This window comes from Dyella sp. 01N448, assembly GCF_056399225.1.
In genome coordinates this window covers 77,105-96,079 of record NZ_JBFTQX010000010.1, presented here as the reverse complement: position 1 = coordinate 96,079, position 18,975 = coordinate 77,105, and the positions used below count along the sequence as shown (strand labels likewise).

Below are 18,975 nucleotides of genomic sequence, written 5' to 3'. Positions count from 1 at the left end.
GCCATCGGGTTGTCGCGCACAAGTGCGCTCCTACAGTGGGATTTCTTCAGCGTTTGACGCTGGATTTCCGCACGATCAACTTCGCCGGCAACATCCCGCTTTGTGCCGGCTCGCCGCGAATCAGCGCGAGCAAATTGTCGACCAGGATCTCGCCTGCGAGCTTGGTGTCCTGCAATACCGTCGTGAGCGGCGGACTGACGAAGCTCGCCATCGGGATATCGTCAAAACCCGCCAGCGCCACATCGTCCGGCACGCGCAGACCGTGGTCGGCGAGCGCACGCATCGCGCCAAAAGCGATCAGGTCGCTGGCGGCGAACACCGCATCGAAGCTCACACCCCGCGACAGCAGCGTTTCCAGCGCGTCGTAGCCGGACCGCTCAGTGCTTTCCGCATTGACTTGCAGCAAGGGCTCAACGTGCAGCCCGGCGTCGCTCAGGGCGCGTGCATAGCCGCGATAGCGATCGAAGAATTCAGGATAGTGGCTGGAGGCGTCGCCCAGGAAGGCGATGCGGCGGCAGCCTTGTTCGAGCAGGTGCGCAGTGACCTCGCGGCCGCCGCTGAGGTTGTCGCAGCCCACGGATACATCCGGCTGATCGGGCAGCACCGCGCCCCAGCGCACGCAGCGGGTGCCCTGGTCCACCAGCTTCTGCAGCTTGTCGCGCGTGGCCAGGTAATCGCCGTAGCCGAGCAGGATGATGCCGTCGGCCTTCATGCTGTCCGCGTAGTCGGCGTGCCAGTCGCGCGAGAACTGCTGGAACGAGATCAGCAGGTCGTAGCCGCGCTGCGCGCTGGCGCGGGTGATCGAGCCGAGCATCGAAAGAAAGAACGGATTGATATGGGACTCGTCCGCGGTCGGGTCCTCGAACAGCAGCAGGGCCAGCGTGCCGGTGTGCTTGGCGCGCAGGCCCGAGGCGTTCTTGTCGACCTTGTAGTTCAGCTCATCGACCGCGGCCTGGATGCGCCGGCGCGTCTCCTCGTTGACCAGCGGACTGCCGCGCAAGGCGCGCGACACCGTGGACTGGGAGACCCCGGCCAGGTGGGCGATATCGAATGAGGTGACTTTTCCCTTGATCTGCACGCAGCGGTGACTCTTGAGTCAGTGCGCAGATCCTAGCGGCTTGTGTGCTCGCTGTCCTTTCATGCGTCTGGGCTGGATGCCAGGCAAGAAAAAGCCCCGAGGATTAGGGGGGAATCCTCGGGGCCGGGGTGGAAAGCGAAACCCAGGGGAGAGGTTCGCTTTACCGTTTGGGCTCGTCCAGGGAGGTGGCGAGCCCGCGGATGCCGTTGCGTGCATCCGAGATATAAGAACGCGCCAGACGGCGAAAGTTGCACTGCCGCATCCGATTTTGGTTAGCAGGCGTTCATTTGACGAAAATCGAACATTTCGCTGCGCAGCCCCGCGCCGAAACTGTGGGAGCGCACCCTGTGCGCGACAGCGGCGCTGAGGGCCACCTCTCCGATGGGTCGTCGCGCACAGGGTGCGCTCCCACAGGTGGAGGAAGAGGGTGCTGGAGCCCCCCATCTCACCCTCAGTGCGCCTCATCCCAATTCTTGCCCACCCCAGCCTCCACCAGCAGCGGCACGGACAGCTCCGCGGCCGCCGACATGCGTGAGACAACCCCGGCACGCACCTCCTCGACCACATCCTGACGCACCTCGAAGACCAGTTCATCGTGCACCTGCATCAGCATGTGCGCGTCGTCGCGGGGTTGCAGCCAGTCGTGCACGGCGAGCATGGCGCGCTTGATGATGTCCGCCGCGGTGCCCTGCATCGGCGCATTCACCGCGGCGCGTTCGGCCCCGGCGCGCAGTGCCTGGTTGCGCGACTGCAGGTTTTCCAGATACAGGCGGCGGCCGAACAGCGTCTCCACATAGCCGTCGCGATGCGCCTGCTGGCGCGTCGCTTCCATGAAGGCATGCACGCCCGGATAGCGCGCGAAGTAGCGCGCCATATAGTCGCTGGCTTCGCCGCGATCCACGCCGAGCTGGCGTGCAAGACCAAACGCACTCATGCCGTACATCAGGCCAAAGTTGATCGCCTTGGCCGCGCGGCGCTGGTTGGCGCTCACTTCTTCAGGCGCCAGCCCGAACACTTCGGCGGCGGTGGCGCGATGCACGTCGCCGCCTTCCTTGAATGCCTTGACCAGCCCTTCATCGCCGGACAGGTGCGCCATGATGCGCAGCTCGATCTGCGAATAGTCGGCAGCCAGCACCACCCAACCCGGTGGCGCCACGAAGGCCTGGCGGATGCGGCGGCCCTCTTCGGTGCGGATGGGAATGTTCTGCAGGTTGGGATCGGACGAGGACACGCGCCCCGTGGCCACCGAACCCTGGTGATAACTGGTGTGCACGCGCCCGGTGCGCGGATTGACCATCTCCGCCAGCTTGTCCGTATAGGTCGAACGCAGCTTGGCCAGCCCGCGATAGTCGAGGATCAGGCGCGGCAGCGCGTGATCGTCCGCGATGGCGGCCAGCGCTTCCTCGTTGGTGGACGGCTGGCCAGTCGGCGTCTTCACCTTCGCCGACAGCCCGAGCTCATCGAACAGCACGGCCTGCAACTGCTTGGGCGAATCAAGGTTGAACTCGTGCCCCGCGCCTTTCCACGCTTCCTGCTGCAGTTCCAGCATGCGCTTGCCGAGCTGCTGGCTCTGCATGCGAAGCTCGCTGACGTCGATCAGCACGCCGCGCTGTTCCATCGAGGCGAGCACGGGAATCAGCGGTATCTCGATGTTTTCGTAGACCGAGCGCAGCGACGGCTCGCTCTCCAGCTTCGGCCACAGCGCGTGGTGCAGGCGCAGCGTGATGTCGGCATCTTCGGCGGCGTAGCGGCAGGCGGTGTCCAGATCCACCTGCGAGAACGAAATCTGCTTGGCGCCCTTGCCTGCAACCTGCTCGTACTTGATCGTTTCCACGCCCAGGTATTTGCGCGCCAGCGAATCCATGTCGTGGCGCGTGGCCGTGGCATTCCAGATATACGACTCCAGCATGGAATCGTGCTTGAGGCCGCGCAGATGGATGCCGTAGTTGGACAGGATATTGATGTCGTACTTGGCGTGCTGTCCCATCTTGGGACGGGTCGCGTCCTCGAAGAACGGCTTGAGCGTGGCGAGCACCTGCTCGCGCGACAGCTGCGCGGGCGCGCCGGGATAGTCGTGCGCCAGCGGCACATAACAGGCATGGCCCGGTTCCACCGACAGGCTCAGGCCCACGATGTCGGCCTGCATCGAATCGATCGAGGTGGTTTCGGTATCGAACGACACCAGCGGCGCCGTGGCGATCTTTGCCAGCCAGCTTTCGAACTGCGCCTGCGTGGTGACCAGTTCGTATTGGCCGGCCATCGCAAGATTCGCCGCGTGCTCAGGCTCTTGTGGGAGCGCACCCTGTGCGCGACTGGCCGTGTCGGTAGCGTCGGCTAAGACCGCTGCGCCCGCGTCGCGCGCAGGGTGCGCTCCCACAGGTGTGGTTGTTGCGCCGGCTTCGGCATCCATTTCCTTAAGCGCCGCCTTGAAGTCGTAGCGCGTGTACAACTCGCGCAATGCCTCGCTATGCCGTTCGCGGAACGTCAGCTGCGATACCGACTCATCCAGCGGCACATCGAGCTTGATCGTCACCAGGTCGCGCGACAGCGGCAGCTGCGGCAGCGCGGCGCGCAGGCTCTCGCCAATCTTGCCGCCGATCTTGTCGGCGTTGGCAATCAGGTTATCCAGCGTGCCGTATTCGGCCAGCCATTTCGCCGCGGTCTTGGGGCCGCACTTGGGCACGCCCGGCACGTTGTCCACGGTGTCGCCGGTGAGCGAAAGAAAATCCACGATTTGCGAGGGCTCGACGCCGAACTTGTCCATTACGCCCGCGCTGTCGGTGGTGGTGTTGGTCATGGTGTTGACCAGGGTGACGCCAGGGCGCACCAGCTGCGCGAGATCCTTGTCGCCGGTGGAAATCTCCACCTCGATACCTTGCGCGTGCGCCTGCTCGGTGAGCGTGCCGATCACGTCGTCGGCTTCTACCCCGGCCACGCGCAGGATGGGAAAGCCGAGCGCGCCGACGATGGCGAGCATGGGGTCCACCTGGGCGCGCAAATCGTCCGGCATGGGCGGGCGATTGGCCTTGTACTGGTCGTAGAGCTGGTTGCGGAAGGTGGGCCCCGGCGCATCGCTGACAAAGGCCACGTAATCGGGCTTGGCCTTGAGCGTGGCGCGCAGCATGTTCACCACGCCAAACAGCGCGCCGGTGGGCTCGCCCTGCGAATTGGTGAGCGGTGGGAGCGCATGGAAGGCGCGGTAGAGGTAGGAGGAACCGTCGATCAGGATGAGCTTGGCCATGCCGCAATTGTCGCACGCGTGCACCGGGCTGCACGGCTGTGGGTTGAGGCGCGGCGCAACGCCGTCCCGGTCCCTCCGCGACGCTCCGGGGACGCTTCACGAGCCGTGCGGTTCGGCGCTGATATGCTCCACTCTCCACAGGAGGCCATCATCATGAAACCCGTCGCTTTGCTTGCCGTTCTTGGTGTGGCCATCGCGTCCCATGCGCTTGCCCAGTCGTCCGCCAGCCAGTTTCCGCCGGCCCCGCCGCCGCCGGGCATGAACGACCCGGGTGTGAAGGCGACGCCCCCGCCGCCGGCGCCCAAGACAGCCCCCGCGCCCAAGTCCGCCGCCACCAAGAAATCGGCATCGGGCAATGTCTCCGCGGATACGGAAGCCACCCTGAGCGCACCAGAGACTTCCTCCCCGGCCACCTCCGACGCCCAGCCGCGCGATGCCAACGGCAATGCGCCGCCGCAGGTGAGAGTGGTCACGCAGGGCGACCAGACCATCCAGGAATACAGCCGCAGCGGCCAGGTCTACATGGTGGTGGTGACGCCCAAGAGCGGCATTCCGCAGACCTATATCGTCGACCAGAAGGGCGCCTGGTCCAATCAGGCTGGCGAGCCGGTGAAGCCGGTGATGTACAAGGTGATGGAGTGGGGCAAGAGCAAGTCCGCCGAAGACCAGGACAACGGCGGCCAGTAAGTCCGTGCGACTGCCAGCGGCGAGGACCGAATGAATCTGCGCGAGAGCTGGCTGCTGTTTGCGTTGGGTTCGGCGTTCTTCGCCGCGCTGACGGCATTGTTCGGCAAGCTCGGCGTGGCGGGCATCAACTCCAACCTCGCCACTTTCATTCGCACCATCGTGATCCTGCTGGTCACGGCCGGCATTCTCAGCCTGCGCAACGAATGGGCGCGCCCCACGGGGTTGCCCACCAGCAGCTGGGTCTTCCTGGTGCTGTCGGGCATCGCCACGGGCCTCTCATGGCTTTGCTATTACCGCGCGTTGCAGTTGGGTCCGGTGAGCCGCGTCGCGCCCATCGACAAATTGAGCGTGGCCATCGCCATCGTGCTCGGCGTGTTGTTGCTGGGCGAACAGCTGAGCTGGTCGCTGGCGATCGGCGGCGGTTTGATCGTGCTCGGCGCGATCATCATCGCGGTGTTCTAGCGCTCGTCCAGTTCCGGGTAGTGGCGGAAGATGCCGTCCTCGTTGAACGCAATGCGTCGATCCGAGGCCAGATAGGCCGCGATATTCGGCCGCTCGGCCACGCGGTCCTGCAATGCACTGAGTTTCGTGGTGCGACGGCGGATGGCTTTCATCGCATTGGGAAACGCATAGTCCAGTCCCGACATCAGCTGGAACAGCGACAGATCCACATAGGAGTGGCGGCGCCCAATCGCGTGGCGTCCATCGCCACGGTCGAGCACTTGCTCGAAATAGCCCAGGAATTTGGGGATGCGCGCTTCGCAGAACGCGTTGGAACGCTTGCGCGCCTCGCTGCGTTGCTGCTCGTAGTACAGATCACCGGATATCGGGTGATGCGTGTCGTGCACCTCGGCGACGATATCGGTCACCGTCTGCTGCAGTTGCATCGCATAGCGCTGCGCGGATTCTGATGCGGGCACCAGGCCATGGCGAGGCCCCAGGTACGCAAGGATGTTGGCGGCCTGCGCAATCACCTGCTTGCCCGCGGATAAAAAGGGCGGCGCGAATGGCAACGCGCCCGGATGTTTGCCGTGCAGGAACGGCATCATGGCCTGGTCGCCCTGTTCGCGCGCGACATCGTCGTAGTCGGCGCCGGCATCCTCCAGTGCGAGCCGAACAAATTCGCCGCGTCCCTGGATGCCGCTCCAGTAGTAAAGCTTGTAGCGCATGACGAGAGCCTCAGAAGAAGAGGGCGAGGCTAGGTGCTGCGCATTCAACGAAGCGTGATTCCGGCATCGCCTCGATCATCACCGTTCGACCCCCTCAAAAAAACTGTGGGAGCGCACCCTGTGCGCGACAAGCCCTCATGACACTGGAACGTCCGGTTCTAGCCGAGACGCCCAGTCGCGCACAGGGTGCGCTCCCACAGGGCGCGGTTACATCGTGCGGGTCAGCTCGCGCAGCCGCTCCCAAACCAGCATCGCCAACGGCGACAGCGACCGCTGCCGGCGCTTGATCAACACCACCTCGCGACTTTCCTGCGGCGTCAGCGGTCGCGTCACCAGGGTGGGTGGCGGCGGCGCCAGTGCGGGGCTCACGCTGATGCCAAGCCCCGCTTCGACCATGCGGAACGTAGTGAACGTGTGGCCAGTCTGCTGCACGATGTTGGCCTCGATACCGCGGCTCGCCAGCGCGTGATCGATCAGGCGACGGCTGCCGGAGGAATAGTCGAGCAGGATCAATGGCTGCCCCTGCAACTTGCGCCAGGGCACGCGTTCGAGCTGCGCGAGCGGATGATCGGGCCGGCAGACCAGCACAAACGGATCGCGCAACAGGCGTTCGCTATCAAATTCGCCGGTGAGCGGCGGATCGATCGCCACGCCGAAATCCACTTCGCCGCCGCGCACGCTATCCAGCACCATGGTTTGCGCCTGGTCGTGCAACTGGATGGTGAGTTCGGGATAGCGCGCAGCGCAGTCGGCGATGCACTGGGGCATCAAGCCCGCTGACAAAGTGGGCACCGAGGCCACATGCACCTTGCCGCGCTTGCGCTCACTTTCCGAGTGCACGTGCGAGAGCACGCCCTCCAGTTCGTCGAGCACGCGCCCGATCGCGCTTTCCAGATAGCGGCCCGCCTCGGTGGGCAGCACTTCGCGGGTGGTGCGATCGAACAGGCGGATGCCCAGCTCCGCTTCCAGATCCGCGATATGGCGGCTCACCGCCGGCTGGCTCAGGTGCATGCTCTCCGCCGCCCGGCGGAAATGCTGCTGGCGGGCCACGGCAAGAAAGGCACGAAGCTGGCGCAGGCTGATATTCATGCCAATAGTGTATCAGTGGATCAGATAAAACGATTTGATTAATCAATGGTCTGGCAGTCCAATAGCGCAGTCCCCGATTTGCGCGTGCCACGGCCATGTCCCTGAGTCGCTTCCTGCCCGACCGCTTCACCTGCGCCCTGATCGTCACGGTGGTGCTGGCCAGCCTGTTGCCCTGCCGCGGCACCACGGCGAGCGTGTTCAATGTGCTCACCGACATGGCCATCGCACTGCTGTTCTTCCTGCACGGCGCCAAGCTCTCGCGCGAAGCCGTGGTGGCCGGCATGACGCACTGGCGCCTGCATCTGACGGTGTTGGCCAGTACTTTCGTGCTGTTCCCGGTGCTGGGACTGCTGCTGCGTCCCGTGCTGTCCCCGCTGGTGACGCCTTCGCTTTACCTGGGCGTGTTGTTCCTGTGCACGCTGCCCTCGACGGTGCAGTCATCGATCGCCTTCACCTCGATGGCGCGCGGCAATGTGCCGGCGGCGATTTGTTCCGCCTCCGCCTCGAGCATGCTTGGCATCTTCATCACGCCGCTGCTGGTTGGCGTGATGCTGGAATCGCACGGGCAGGGCGGCATGAACTGGGATGCCATCGGCGCCATCGTGCTGCAACTGCTGGTGCCGTTCGTGGCCGGCCAGGTCGCGCAGCGCTGGATCGGCCGCTGGGTGGAACGCAACCGCTCGCTGCTGTCCTTCGTCGACCAGGGCTCGATCCTGCTGGTCGTCTACACGGCCTTCAGTGCGGCGGTGCTGCAGGGCTTGTGGAAGCAGATCCCACTGCCCGTGCTCGGCGGCCTGCTGATCGTCAACGCCGTGCTGCTCGCCATTGCGCTCATCGTTACCCGCTACGGTGCGCGTGCACTGGGCTTTAAGCGCGAGGATGAAATCACCATCGTTTTCTGCGGATCCAAGAAGAGTCTCGCCAGCGGTGTGCCGATGGCCAAGGTGCTGTTTGCCGGCCATCCGCTGGGCGCCATCGTGCTGCCGATCATGCTGTTCCATCAGATCCAGCTGATGACGTGTGCGGTGTTGGCGAAGAAGTATGCCCAGAGGGTGGAAGGGCGTAGCCCCAAGGTCGGTGTCGCCGCGGAAAGCTGAAACGCTGGAGCCGGCCTGCAACGTTGGTGCCGGCCAAGAAAAAGGGCGTCCTTGCTGGACGCCCTTTTCTTTTGCCCGCGTGATTTCCTGCTTACCAGCCCATGCCCACGCCCACGCCGACCGAGCTGTCGCCACCGGTGACCGAGGCACCGACGGTGATGTTGGCGCGCTTGCTGATGGCGCGCTGGTAGCCGACGGAAATCGCCTTGGAGCCGTTGGAGAAGCCGGTGCCGGCACCGAAGCGGTTCTGCGTCTCGATGCCGCCGAGGCTGGCCGCCATCGTCATCATGGAGGTGCTCATGGCGTTGTTGCCGCTGATGCGCTTGTTGACGTTGCGGAACTGGTCGTCCATCTGCTGCTGCATGCCGGCGACCTGTTTGGCAACGTTGCCCACCTGCTGGTCCGTGTAGCTGTTGGCGCTGCTGGTGGCCGAGCCGCTTGCCTGGTTCATCTGGGCGACGTTCACCGCATCCGTGTCGGTCGCACCGGCCTTGACGTTGGTGATCTGGCGCTCGTTGCCCTGCGAACCCACCGACACGGTGTTGTCGCGGTCAGCCACAGAGCCGCCGCCAATCGCCGCCGAGTGCTCGCCGGTCGCCTTGGCCGCAGGTGCAGCGGCATCGTTGGAAGCGATCGCGTTCGACGTGCTGGTGGCCTGGGATACGACCGCGTTGAGCTGCGCCACGTTCACCGCATCCATGTCGGCCGCGCCGGCCGTCACGTTGTGGATGGTCGTGCCGCCAGCCGTCTGACCGTTGCCCAGTGTGACGCTGCCATGGTTGGCCGAGCCGTCCGCGTTGTGGTCGTACGTCACGGCGGCATTGGCCGAGCCGTCGCCGTTGATCACGCCAGCGGCCTTCAGCTGCGCCACGTTCACGGCATCCGTATCGGCGGTACCCGCCTTCACGTTGGTGATCTGGCGCTCGTTGCCCTGCGAACCTACCGACACCGAGTTGTCGCGGTCCGCCACCGAACCCGAACCCAGCGCCACCGACTGGCTCGCCGTCGCCTGCGCACCGCCGCCCACCGCCACCGACTCGCGGCCCGAGGCGACGGAGTCGATGGCTGCTGAGTTGGCGTGGAAGAACTTCACGCCGTTGCCGCCGGTCGTGATGTTGTTGATCGACTGGCTCAGGCTGGCGATGGATGCCGTGTTGCCGGCAATGGCGGCGGTGTTCTGTGCGACCTGCTGGTTGGTGGCGAACAGCTGGCTGCCGTTGACGGCATCCTTGCTGGACGCGCTCACGTCGCCTTCGGCCACGCCTGTCACCGTGCGCTCGCCCTCGGTGCCCGCCATGTCCACTCGCTTGCCGCCGGTGTCCTTGGCCACCGTCACCACCTTGCTGCTGGCGTCCTGCTTCACCAGGCCGAGCTCGCCCTGGTTGATCTGGTTGGTGAGGTTGCTGACTTTGCCTTCCACGTTCGTCACGCGTCCGTCCAGCGAGGAGATGCTGTTGGTGTTCTGGGTGACGCGGGCGTCGATGTTGCTGACGTTGGTGTTGATCGTGCCGATGTCGCCCTCGTTGGTGGTGACACGCTTGTCCAGCGAGGAGATATCCGTGGTGTTCTGCGTCACGGCCGTATTGGTCGCGTTGAGCTGCGACATGTTGACGGCATCCTTGTCGTTCACGCCGGCTTTGACGTTCTTCAGCGTGCGGGCGTTGCCGTTCTTGTCGGCAAAGTCCACCGCCGCGCCATCGGTGGCGTTGCCCACCGTCAGGTCCGCACCGGCCGACGCCTGCTGCACCATGCCCACCGAACCGCTGTTGATCTGGTTGGTGAGGTTGCTGACGCCGCCTTCCACATTCGTCACGCGGCCATCCAGCGAAGAAATGCTGTTGGTGTTCTGGGTGACGCGGGCGTCGATGTTGCTGACATTGGTGGTGAGCGAGCTGATGTCGCCTTCGTTGGTGGTGACGCGCTTGTCCAGCGAGGAGATGTCCGTGGTGTTCTGGGTGACGCGGGCATCGATATGGCTGATGTTGGTGTTGATCGTGCCGATGTCGCCTTCGTTGGTGGTGACGCGCTGGTCCAGCGAGGAGATATTCGCCGTGTTCTGCGTCACGGCGGCGTTGGTCGCGTTGAGCTGCGACATGTTGACGGCGTCCTTGTCGTTCACGCCGGCTTTGACGTTCTTCAGAGTGCGGGCGTTGCCGTTCTTGTCGGCGACGTTCACCGCAGCACCGTCGGTAGCGCCGCCCACGGTCAGGTCTGCACCGGCGGCTGCCTGCTGCACCAGGCCCACGGTACCGTTGTTGATCCGATTGGTGATGTCGTTGATCGAGGTGGTGTTGCCGGCGATGTCGCTGGTCTTCTGAGCCATGGAGGTATTGAGTTTGCCCAGCGCGGCATCGACCGTGCCGAATGCACTGCCCACATCCGTAGCGGCGCCCGTGCTGCCGTTGATGCTGTTGGCATTGGCCAGTGCATAGCTCGGGCCAGTGACGGCGCCTGTGCTGCTGTTGAACGCAGCGCCGCCGCCCAGGGCAGTGACGACCGGGGTGACCTGTGACACGTTGACCGCGTCGGTGGCAGCCGTACCGGCGGCCATATTGATCAGCTGGCGCGTCTGCGGCACAGCGCCGGCATTCGGAGTGGTGCCGCCCGGGTAGTTGGGGGCGATCGGGCCAGCGCCCAGACCCACGGAAACCACGTTGTTGCGTCCATTGTCGTTCGCACCCGCGCCGAGGGCGACGGTGCTGCGGCCGGTGGCGCCTGCCGCCGCACCGAGCGCCAGGCTGTCGACGCCGTTGGAGTACGAGCCGTAACCCATAGCGATGCCGCCTTTGAGGCTGGTCGCATGCGTGCCCATGGCGATGGCCGAATAGCCCCAGTAGACACCACCGGTACTGGCGCAGGCGGCCGATGCGATGGCGCCGGCGCCAATGGCGATACCTTCGGAGTTCGCCGTTGCGTCCGTGCCGCTGCCGTAGGTCATGGTGATCGTCCCGGTTGAGCCGGAGCAGGCATCGGTGTTGCCGATGAATTCGGCGGCGCTGACATGCGTGGATGCGATCGCGCTCATCAGGCCAACCGCGATGGTGGCCGCCACGGCGACAGCACGGCTGCCACGTGCCTTGGACATCTTCTTGCGGCCCTTGGCCAGTTCAGAGGCGACGACCCAGCGGGCGGTGACAGCGTTCCACACAATGCGATAAATGGCGTTCATGACAAGACCCTTAAGCGGAAGAGGAAAGTGATGGCCGTTTCCGTTTGGCTTGCCGGACGTCCTTGCCGTCCACGAAGCACATGGTCCGCTCGAGGGTCTGCGCGAAACATAAGAACTGTCTGATCTGGGGCGATATCAGATTTGTCTCAGGTGGGTATCCACCAAGAAAAAAGGCGCCCAGGGGCGCCTCTTTTCGTATCGCTAAAACTGCTAATCAGTGCCTGAAATGGCGAATGCCCGTGAACACCATCGCCATGCCATGCTCGTCCGCTGCTGCAATCACTTCCGCATCGCGCATCGAACCACCCGGCTGGATCACGGCCTGGATGCCGGCGGCAGCCGCCGCGTCGATGCCATCGCGGAACGGGAAGAACGCATCGGACGCCATCACCGAGCCGCGCACTTCCAGCTTCTCGTCGGCGGCCTTGATGCCGGCGATCTTGGCGCTGTACACGCGGCTCATCTGGCCCGCGCCCACGCCGATGGTCTGGCGGTTCCTGGCATAGACGATGGCATTGCTCTTGACGTACTTGGCCACCTTCCACGCGAAGATCAGGTCGTCGATCTCGGTGGGCGTGGGTGCGCGCTTCGTGACGATCTTCAGGTCCTCGGCCTTGACCATGGCGCGGTCGGCGGTCTGGATCAGCAGGCCCGAACCCACGCGACGGCAATCGTTGCCGGGATGGGCCTTGCTCAGGTCGCCGTCGGCCGGCGGCGGAATTTCCAGCACGCGCACATTGGTCTTCTTGGCGAAGGCCTTGAGCGCTGCGTCTTCGTAGCCGGGCGCGAGCACCACTTCCACGAACTGCCTATCCACGATGGCCTTGGCCGTGGCCGCATCCACCACGCGGTTGAAGGCGATGATGCCGCCGAAGGCCGAGGTGGGATCGGTCTGGTAGGCCAGATCATAAGCACGGCCGATGCCATCCAGGCTCACTCCCACGCCGCACGGGTTCGCGTGTTTGACGATGACGCAGGCCGGCTTGGTAAAACTACGTACGCATTCCCACGCGGCATCAGAGTCGGCGATGTTGTTGAACGACAACTCCTTGCCCTGCAGCTGGCGGAACGTGGCCAGCGTGCCCGGCGCGGGATACAGGTCGCGGTAGAACGCGGCCTGCTGGTGCGGGTTCTCGCCGTAGCGCAGATCCATCATCTTCACGAAGCGACCATTGGCCTGCGCCGGGAACGCGTCATGGCCGGCGATGGTGTCGTAATCGTCATTGAGCTTGAGCGCGGAGAGATAATCGCTGATCGCGCCGTCGTAGTTGGAAACGCGATTGAACGCGGCGACGGCGAGCCTGAAGCGCGTGGCGCGCGTGAGGCCGCCATGCGTTTCGATTTCCGCCAGCGCCTCGTCGTACTGGTCCGGCGAGGTGAGCACGCCCACGTCGTTCCAGTTCTTGGCGGCAGAACGCAGCATCGCCGGGCCGCCGATGTCGATGTTCTCGATCGCTTCTTCCAGCGTGCAATCGGCCCGTGCCACGGTCTGCTCGAACGGATAGAGATTGAGCACCAGCAGGTCGATCGGCGCGATGCCCAGTTCGCTCATCACGGCGTCGTCCGTGCCGCGGCGACCGAGCAGGCCGCCATGCACCTTGGGATGCAGGGTCTTGACGCGGCCATCCATGATCTCGGGGAAGCCGGTGACGTCGCTGACGTCCTTGACCGGGATGCCCGCCTCACGCAACGCCTTGGCGCTGCCGCCGGTGGAGAGCAGCTCCACGCCAGCCTGGTGCAGGCGCTGGCCGAGCGCGATCAGTCCGGTCTTATCGGACACGCTAAGCAGCGCGCGACGAATGGGGGATACGGCAGAGGCAGGCATGACGGCTTCCAGGACGGGGAAGCCGGGCATTATAGCCGCCTGGGGCGGGCGCCGCCTGAAAGCGGGCGGTGCGCCAGTTGGATGGCCAAATGCAAGGGGATGCGCGCCACCGGCGCGCATGATGCAGCAGTGTTACAGCAGGCCGTGTGCGGCGAGCTTCTTGCGCAGCGTGGCGCGATTGATGCCGAGTACGGCAGCCGCGCGACTCTGGTTGCCGTCGTGCCAGGCCAGCACTTCACGCAGGAGGGGGCCTTCGACTTCGCGGATGACGAGCGCGTGCAGACCTTCGTCGCATTCCGTATCGCCGATATCGGCAAGATAGCGGCGCACGGTGCGGCTGACGCATTCGCTCAAGGCGCTCTGCGACGATGTCTCTTTCGGAGACTCGCTGGCAGGCAGTCGTACGGCGTTCACGGGCATTTCCCCTCACGTTCTAACGCAGCGACTACGTGGGCCGCTGCAGTGTTTATGGCAAATACCGCTGGCGGCGGCTCGCATGGAACGCCGGGTGCAGCACAAGACGAAGGAGCGAGTGTACCCTCGCGTGCCGAGAATTTTAAGTACCCGTTTGGCGGGACCGCATTTGGATCACGCAACCAAAATGTCCTATGGACATTCACTTGCATTGGTGGCACGACATGTGCCTGTGTGAATCCGGCGAACCGGCCTGAGACGATGCCGGCCGCTGCATGGCGCGCCATCAAATGGACGTCTATTCGAAATCGAACTCGAACGCCACGGCCTTGCCGCTGGGATCTTCCACTTCAAGCATCAAGGCCGCGCTGCCATCGGGCGGTATGCCTTTTTGCAGAGTGGCGTTGTCGCCGAGGTATTCGCTGGGCCGCAGCCGCCGCATGGCGAGCTTGCTGCCGTTCGCATCGGACAAGGTGATCGACACCACCGGATAAGGCTGTGCGAACGGCGCGTCGTTGTGCACGTTGGCGGTGATCAGCAGCGCGCCCGGCACCGATGGATGGGCCTGCACGTCGCGCGCGACCAGGCTCAGCCGCGTAATGTCCTGCACGAGAGGCAGCTGGCAACCCATCGTGTCGCAGGCCTCTCTCAGCAGCGGGCCCGCCGTGTCGTCGCTGATCAGCGCATCGCGCTTGGCCCATGCCAGCTGCCCGCCCAGTGCCAGCAGCAGCAGGCTGCAGGCGGTGATCCAGGGCCAGCGGCGCTTCTTCTCCGGTTTGCGCGCGAAGCGCGGCGCCACCACCAGGTGGGCGAATTCGTCGAGCACATCGTGTGGTGCCGGCGCCTCCGCCACGACCGCCGGCTCCGCCGATGGCCGATAGACCGCCAGATCCAGCCGCGGTGGCGTCTCGGGCATGCGCGGGGGCAGGTGCTCGAACGGCTCCGGCGGCAGCTGGTCGCTCAGGCTGGCCAAGGCATCGAATACCGTCTCGCAATGTCCGCACACGACCTCGCCGCGCGCCTGCGCAAGCGTTTCCGTGTTCAGCGAGAACACGGTGAGGCATTCGGGACATTGGGCGTACATGCGGACCGTGGTGACCGGATTGCAACAAGCCTAGTGCACCGCGCGAGACAAATCACCCGCGGGCATGCCGGTATCGTGAACGGTCACTCAGTGGCTCTGTACTAGCGCGTCCCTGCGCGTCGGCCGCTGATGCGCACCCAGTCTTCCTGGGTATCCACGCGCAAGTCCTCGAACCACTCCGCATAGCGCGCCAGCAGCTCTTCTTCCTGGCCGTGCAGGATGCCGGAGATGGCAAACGGCGCGCCTGGCTTGGCGGCGGCGGCAAAGGTCGGCGCCAGTTCGCCCAGCGGACCGGCAAGGATATTGGCGATGAAGACGTCCGCCGGTTCTGCAATCAGATCTTCGGGCAGATACACGGTGAGGCGATCGGCCACCTCGTTGCGTTCGGCGTTGTCGGCCGAGGCGATGAGTGCCTGGGGATCATTGTCCACGCCCACCGCGCCGGCGGCGCCGAGCTTGAGCGCGGCGATGGCAAGGATGCCCGAGCCGCAGCCGAAATCCATCACGCTCTTGCCCTGCAGATCCAGGCTGTCCAGCCATGCCAGGCACAGCGCCGTGGTCGGGTGCGTACCGCTGCCGAAGGCGAGGCCCGGGTCCAGGCGCACGACCACGATGTCCTCATCGACGGGCGGCTCGATGTTCCACGGATAAATCCACAGGCGCCGGCCGAACGGCATCGGCTTGAACTGGTCCATCCACGCGCGCTCCCAGTTCTCGTCGGCCACGTCGCGGAACAGCATCTGGTCCGGCTCCAGCCACGGCAGCAGGTCGCCCAGGGCTTCGCCCAGGCCGCGCCGATCCGTCTCGGCTTCGAACAGCGCGTTGAGCGTGATGGTCGGCCACAGCGGCAGTTCGCCCACGCCGGGCTCGAAGATGGCCTGCTCGTCCGGCGTTTCCGCATCGGCGTCCTGCAGCGTGATCGAAAGCGCGCCCAGATCATCGAGCGCCTCTTCGACACGAGGCTGCTGTTCGGCGCGGACGGTGAGGGAGAGTTCAAGCCAGGGCATGGGGCGATCCTGCGATATTAGGCGTGCATTGTCGCCGAAGTGGGGGCTACGGTGTCTCTCTCCCTTGTAGGAGCGCACTTGTGCGCGACCGCGGAGCTTCGGTGCGCCTCGGTGGCTGGTCGTGGCGCGGTTGCCCGGCGAGTTCGCGAATTTGAATGGTGGGGCTAGCGTGCGGTGTTGCGGTCGCGCACAAGTGCGCTCCTACAAGGGGCCTGCGGGCGGCACACCCAAAAAACCATCGTGCTTGCGGTAATACTCCAGCGCACGCGCGAAATCCTCTAGTGTGGGCGACGGCTGCTGCCGCGGCTGCACAAACAGCACTTCGGCGAAATCCGCCGCTTCAAGAAAATGGCCCAGCTCATGTTGCGCAGCGAACTCAGGCAGCGCGGCGCCGTGATCGGCAATCAGCGCTTCTTCCTCATCGCCGACGTGCGAGAGATACAGCCTGCACGAAGGCTCGGTGATCTTGCCGCGGATATAGACCCAGGCATAGCGATCCCAGCCATCGCCTTCGTCGAAGGCCTCGGTGATGGCGTCGATCGCTTCGCGCAGTGTGAGCAGGGCAGACATCGTGGTCAGGCAAACCGGCGAGTCGTCGGGACGACTCGCCGGCCACACATCAGCCGCCGTGGGCGGCCTTTTCCTTCTGTTCGGCCATGCGCTTTTCCAGGTAGTGGATGTTCTGTCCACCCTGCTGGAAACCGGCGTCGGCCATGATGCGCTGCTGCAGCGGGATATTGCACTTCACCCCTTCGATCACCGTCTCGGCGAGCGCCAGGCGCATGCGCGCGATGGCGGTTTCGCGATCCGGGCCGTGCACGATCAGCTTGCCGATCATCGAGTCGTAGTTCGGCGGAATGCGGTAGCCGTCGTACAGGTGCGTATCGACGCGCACGCCCGGGCCGCCCGGCGCCTCGAAACGTTTGACCGTGCCCGGCGAAGGCAAGAAGGAGTCGGGATCTTCCGCGTTGATGCGGCACTCGATCGCGTGACCGTGGATCTTGATGTCCGACTGCTTGATCGACAGCTTCTCGCCACCGGCAATCAGCAACTGCTCGCGCACCAGGTCGATGCCGGTGATCAGCTCGGTCACCGGATGCTCCACCTGGATACGGGTGTTCATCTCGATGAAGTAGAAGCGGCCGTCTTCGAACAGGAATTCGAAGGTGCCGGCGCCGCGATAGCCGATGCGCAGGCACGCATCCACGCACACCTTGCCGATCTGCTCGCGCAGTTCCGGCGTGATGCCCGGTGCGGGTGCTTCTTCGACCACCTTCTGGTGGCGACGCTGCATGGAGCAGTCGCGCTCGCCCAGATGGATGGCGTTGCCCTGGCCATCGGCCAGCACCTGGATTTCCACGTGGCGCGGATTTTCCAGGAACTTCTCCATGTACACCTGATCGTTGCCGAAAGCGGCCTTCGCTTCCTGCTTGGTCATGGTGACGGCGTTGCCCAGGTGAGCCTCGGTGCGCACCACGCGCATGCCGCGGCCACCGCCGCCACCGGCGGCCTTGATGATCACCGGGTAGCCGATCTCGCGCGCAATGCGGATGTTCTCTTCCACATTGTCGCCAAGCGGGCCACCCGAGCCCGGCACGCACGGCACGCCGGCGGCCTTCATGGCGCGGATCGCTTCCACCTTGTCGCCCATCAAACGGATCACGTCCGCGGTGGGGCCGATGAAGATGAAGCCCGACTGTTCCACCTGTTCGGCGAAGTCGGCTCGCTCGGACAGAAAGCCGTAACCCGGGTGGATGGCCTGGGCGTCGGTGATTTCCGCCGCGGCGATGATGCGCGGGATATTGAGATAGCTGTCGATGGACGGCGCCGGGCCGATGCAGATCGACTCGTCGGCCAGGCCTACGTGCTTGAGATTACGGTCTGCGGTGGAGTGCACCGCCACGGTCTTGATGCCCAGACTGTGGCAGGCGCGCAGCACGCGCAGGGCGATTTCGCCGCGGTTGGCGATGACGACTTTTTCGAGCATGGGCATGATCGGTCAGCCGGCTCAGGCGATCACGAACATCGGCTGGTCGAATTCCACCGACTGGCCGTTTTCGAGCAGGATGGCCGTCACGGTGCCGGCCACGTCAGCCTCGATCTGGTTGAACATCTTCATCGCTTCGATGATGCCCAGCGTCTCGCCAGCCTTGACCTGCTGGCCGACCTTCACGAAGGCCGCTGCGCCCGGGCTGGACGAGGCGTAGAACGTGCCGACCATCGGCGCCTTCACCACATGACCGGCGGGCAGGGCGGCCTCGGCAGGCGCGGCTTCCACCGGCGCGGCGACGGCGACGGGCGCGGCCACCATCGGGGCGGCCTGCATTACCGGGGCGGCGGTCATGGTGCCCTTGGGCACGCGCGACAAACGAACGACCTCTTCGCCTTCCTTGATCTCAAGTTCCGCGAGGTTGGATTCCTCGAGCAGGTCGATGAGCTTCTTGATCTTGCGCAGGTCCATGGTTCAAACCTTTTCGTTGAGGCCGCCGCAGCGGCCGGAATGGGAATATGTGGGCGACAGGCCCGGGATTCAGGAGGCGGACGCGCCAGCGCGGTCCAGCCGGTTCAGGGCGGCATCCAATGCCAGCCGGTAGCTGTCTGCGCCAAAACCGCAGATCACGCCCACGGCGATGTCCGAGAGGTAGGAATGCCGGCGGAACGCTTCGCGGGCATGCACGTTGGACAGATGCAGCTCGATGAACGGGATGGCCACGCCCGCCAGCGCGTCGCGCAGGGCGATGCTGGTGTGGGTGAAGGCGCCCGGATTGATCAGGATGATCGCCGTGCCGTCCAGGCGGGCCTGGTGGATGCGGTCGATCAGGGCGTGCTCGGCGTTCGACTGGAACGCTTCCAGGCCGTGTCCGGCGCTCTGGGCACGCTGCATCAGCGAGGCGTCGATATCGGCCAGCGTGTCGCGTCCGTAAACCTCCGGCTCACGACTGCCCAGCAGATTGAGATTGGGTCCGTGCAGGACCAGGATCTTCGCCACGCCCTAACCTTGGGTTGTGCCGGCAGGGCCGGCGTCCGGCGCGGAGTGTGCGCGCCCCGGCGGATGTTGTCCAGTTCGGCGCAGTTCGGCGATGTTTGAAGGAGAAGTTAGCGTTAAACCGTGCGG

Annotated in this window: 16 protein-coding genes; 3 read left to right on the top strand and 13 right to left on the bottom strand. The window is 64.9% G+C overall.

Translation table 11 applies throughout. The annotated features are described in order from the left end of the window. Nucleotides 1-46: 46 nt before the first annotated feature. Nucleotides 47-1,072, bottom strand: a complete 1,026-nt coding sequence (locus AC1DKY_RS16525) for a LacI family DNA-binding transcriptional regulator (RefSeq protein WP_441604859.1) — start codon at nt 1,070-1,072, stop codon at nt 47-49. A 457-nt stretch (nt 1,073-1,529) separates the two neighbouring features. Next, nucleotides 1,530-4,319: a DNA polymerase I gene (gene polA, locus AC1DKY_RS16520; protein WP_441604840.1), complete on the bottom strand. Its 2,790-nt coding sequence runs from the start codon at nt 4,317-4,319 to the stop codon at nt 1,530-1,532. Nucleotides 4,320-4,472: 153 nt separating this feature from the next. Here polA and AC1DKY_RS16515 point away from each other — a divergent pair, with 153 nt between their 5' ends. Both AC1DKY_RS16515 and AC1DKY_RS16510 read left to right on the top strand, forming a co-directional pair. Beyond that, nucleotides 4,473-5,006, top strand: coding sequence for a DUF2782 domain-containing protein (locus AC1DKY_RS16515; protein WP_441604839.1), 534 nt, complete (start codon nt 4,473-4,475; stop codon nt 5,004-5,006). Nucleotides 5,007-5,036: 30 nt separating this feature from the next. Continuing rightward, the gene (locus tag AC1DKY_RS16510) at nt 5,037-5,468 is read left to right on the top strand and encodes an EamA family transporter (RefSeq protein WP_046970238.1); all 432 of its coding nucleotides are present in this window, start codon (nt 5,037-5,039) and stop codon (nt 5,466-5,468) included. Here the strand turns inward: AC1DKY_RS16510 and AC1DKY_RS16505 are convergent. Both AC1DKY_RS16505 and AC1DKY_RS16500 read right to left on the bottom strand, forming a co-directional pair. Continuing rightward, a complete protein-coding gene (locus tag AC1DKY_RS16505) occupies nt 5,465-6,175 on the bottom strand; it encodes a glutathione S-transferase (RefSeq protein ID WP_441604838.1) in 711 nt (236 codons plus the stop codon). The genes AC1DKY_RS16510 and AC1DKY_RS16505 overlap by 4 nt on opposite strands. Nucleotides 6,176-6,382: 207 nt before the next feature. Then, nucleotides 6,383-7,264: a LysR family transcriptional regulator gene (locus AC1DKY_RS16500; protein ID WP_441604837.1), complete on the bottom strand. Its 882-nt coding sequence runs from the start codon at nt 7,262-7,264 to the stop codon at nt 6,383-6,385. A gap of 95 nt (nt 7,265-7,359) precedes the next feature. On the opposite strand from AC1DKY_RS16500, the gene AC1DKY_RS16495 reads away from it, so the two are divergent. Further along, a complete protein-coding gene (locus AC1DKY_RS16495) occupies nt 7,360-8,361 on the top strand; it encodes a bile acid:sodium symporter family protein (protein ID WP_441604836.1) in 1,002 nt (333 codons plus the stop codon). A gap of 91 nt (nt 8,362-8,452) precedes the next feature. On the opposite strand, the gene AC1DKY_RS16490 is transcribed toward AC1DKY_RS16495, so the two are convergent. From AC1DKY_RS16490 to aroQ, 9 genes are all read right to left on the bottom strand, one after another. Beyond that, nucleotides 8,453-11,530: an ESPR-type extended signal peptide-containing protein gene (locus tag AC1DKY_RS16490; RefSeq protein ID WP_477180020.1), complete on the bottom strand. Its 3,078-nt coding sequence runs from the start codon at nt 11,528-11,530 to the stop codon at nt 8,453-8,455. A 214-nt stretch (nt 11,531-11,744) separates the two neighbouring features. Then, nucleotides 11,745-13,355, bottom strand: coding sequence for a bifunctional phosphoribosylaminoimidazolecarboxamide formyltransferase/IMP cyclohydrolase (purH, locus tag AC1DKY_RS16485; RefSeq protein WP_441604834.1), 1,611 nt, complete (start codon nt 13,353-13,355; stop codon nt 11,745-11,747). Nucleotides 13,356-13,487: 132 nt separating this feature from the next. After that, on the bottom strand, nt 13,488-13,775 hold the full coding sequence (locus AC1DKY_RS16480; protein ID WP_046970233.1) for a helix-turn-helix domain-containing protein: 288 nt from the start codon (nt 13,773-13,775) through the stop codon (nt 13,488-13,490). Nucleotides 13,776-14,067: 292 nt separating this feature from the next. Next, a complete protein-coding gene (locus tag AC1DKY_RS16475) occupies nt 14,068-14,853 on the bottom strand; it encodes a zinc-ribbon and DUF3426 domain-containing protein (protein WP_441604833.1) in 786 nt (261 codons plus the stop codon). Nucleotides 14,854-14,954: 101 nt separating this feature from the next. Continuing rightward, nucleotides 14,955-15,860, bottom strand: a complete 906-nt coding sequence (gene prmA / locus AC1DKY_RS16470) for a 50S ribosomal protein L11 methyltransferase (RefSeq protein WP_441604832.1) — start codon at nt 15,858-15,860, stop codon at nt 14,955-14,957. A gap of 201 nt (nt 15,861-16,061) precedes the next feature. Continuing rightward, complete coding sequence (locus tag AC1DKY_RS16465) at nt 16,062-16,430, bottom strand: DUF7716 domain-containing protein (protein WP_441604831.1); 369 nt, start codon at nt 16,428-16,430, stop codon at nt 16,062-16,064. Between the two features lie 49 nt (nt 16,431-16,479). Next, nucleotides 16,480-17,847, bottom strand: coding sequence for an acetyl-CoA carboxylase biotin carboxylase subunit (accC, locus tag AC1DKY_RS16460; protein WP_441604830.1), 1,368 nt, complete (start codon nt 17,845-17,847; stop codon nt 16,480-16,482). A 21-nt stretch (nt 17,848-17,868) separates the two neighbouring features. Then, entirely contained in the window at nt 17,869-18,321 is a 453-nt protein-coding gene (gene accB / locus AC1DKY_RS16455) for an acetyl-CoA carboxylase biotin carboxyl carrier protein (RefSeq protein ID WP_441604829.1), read from the bottom strand. 69 nt (nt 18,322-18,390) lie between these two features. Next, entirely contained in the window at nt 18,391-18,849 is a 459-nt protein-coding gene (gene aroQ / locus AC1DKY_RS16450; protein WP_441604828.1) for a type II 3-dehydroquinate dehydratase, read from the bottom strand. Nucleotides 18,850-18,975: the final 126 nt, after the last annotated feature.

Excerpts from the sequence above, each read along its gene's own strand:
- prmA (WP_441604832.1), bottom strand. The coding sequence starts at position 15,860 with ATGCCCTGGCTTGAACTCTCCCTCACCGTCCGCGCCGAACAGCAGCCT.
- AC1DKY_RS16480 (WP_046970233.1), bottom strand. The coding sequence starts at position 13,775 with ATGCCCGTGAACGCCGTACGACTGCCTGCCAGCGAGTCTCCGAAAGAG.
- accB (WP_441604829.1), bottom strand. The coding sequence starts at position 18,321 with ATGGACCTGCGCAAGATCAAGAAGCTCATCGACCTGCTCGAGGAATCC.
- AC1DKY_RS16515 (WP_441604839.1), top strand. The coding sequence starts at position 4,473 with ATGAAACCCGTCGCTTTGCTTGCCGTTCTTGGTGTGGCCATCGCGTCC.
- AC1DKY_RS16495 (WP_441604836.1), top strand. The coding sequence starts at position 7,360 with ATGTCCCTGAGTCGCTTCCTGCCCGACCGCTTCACCTGCGCCCTGATC.
- AC1DKY_RS16475 (WP_441604833.1), bottom strand. The coding sequence starts at position 14,853 with ATGTACGCCCAATGTCCCGAATGCCTCACCGTGTTCTCGCTGAACACG.
- AC1DKY_RS16510 (WP_046970238.1), top strand. The coding sequence starts at position 5,037 with ATGAATCTGCGCGAGAGCTGGCTGCTGTTTGCGTTGGGTTCGGCGTTC.
- purH (WP_441604834.1), bottom strand. The coding sequence starts at position 13,355 with ATGCCTGCCTCTGCCGTATCCCCCATTCGTCGCGCGCTGCTTAGCGTG.
- AC1DKY_RS16465 (WP_441604831.1), bottom strand. The coding sequence starts at position 16,430 with ATGTCTGCCCTGCTCACACTGCGCGAAGCGATCGACGCCATCACCGAG.
- polA (WP_441604840.1), bottom strand. The coding sequence starts at position 4,319 with ATGGCCAAGCTCATCCTGATCGACGGTTCCTCCTACCTCTACCGCGCC.
- AC1DKY_RS16500 (WP_441604837.1), bottom strand. The coding sequence starts at position 7,264 with ATGAATATCAGCCTGCGCCAGCTTCGTGCCTTTCTTGCCGTGGCCCGC.
- accC (WP_441604830.1), bottom strand. The coding sequence starts at position 17,847 with ATGCTCGAAAAAGTCGTCATCGCCAACCGCGGCGAAATCGCCCTGCGC.
- AC1DKY_RS16505 (WP_441604838.1), bottom strand. The coding sequence starts at position 6,175 with ATGCGCTACAAGCTTTACTACTGGAGCGGCATCCAGGGACGCGGCGAA.
- AC1DKY_RS16490 (WP_477180020.1), bottom strand. The coding sequence starts at position 11,530 with ATGAACGCCATTTATCGCATTGTGTGGAACGCTGTCACCGCCCGCTGG.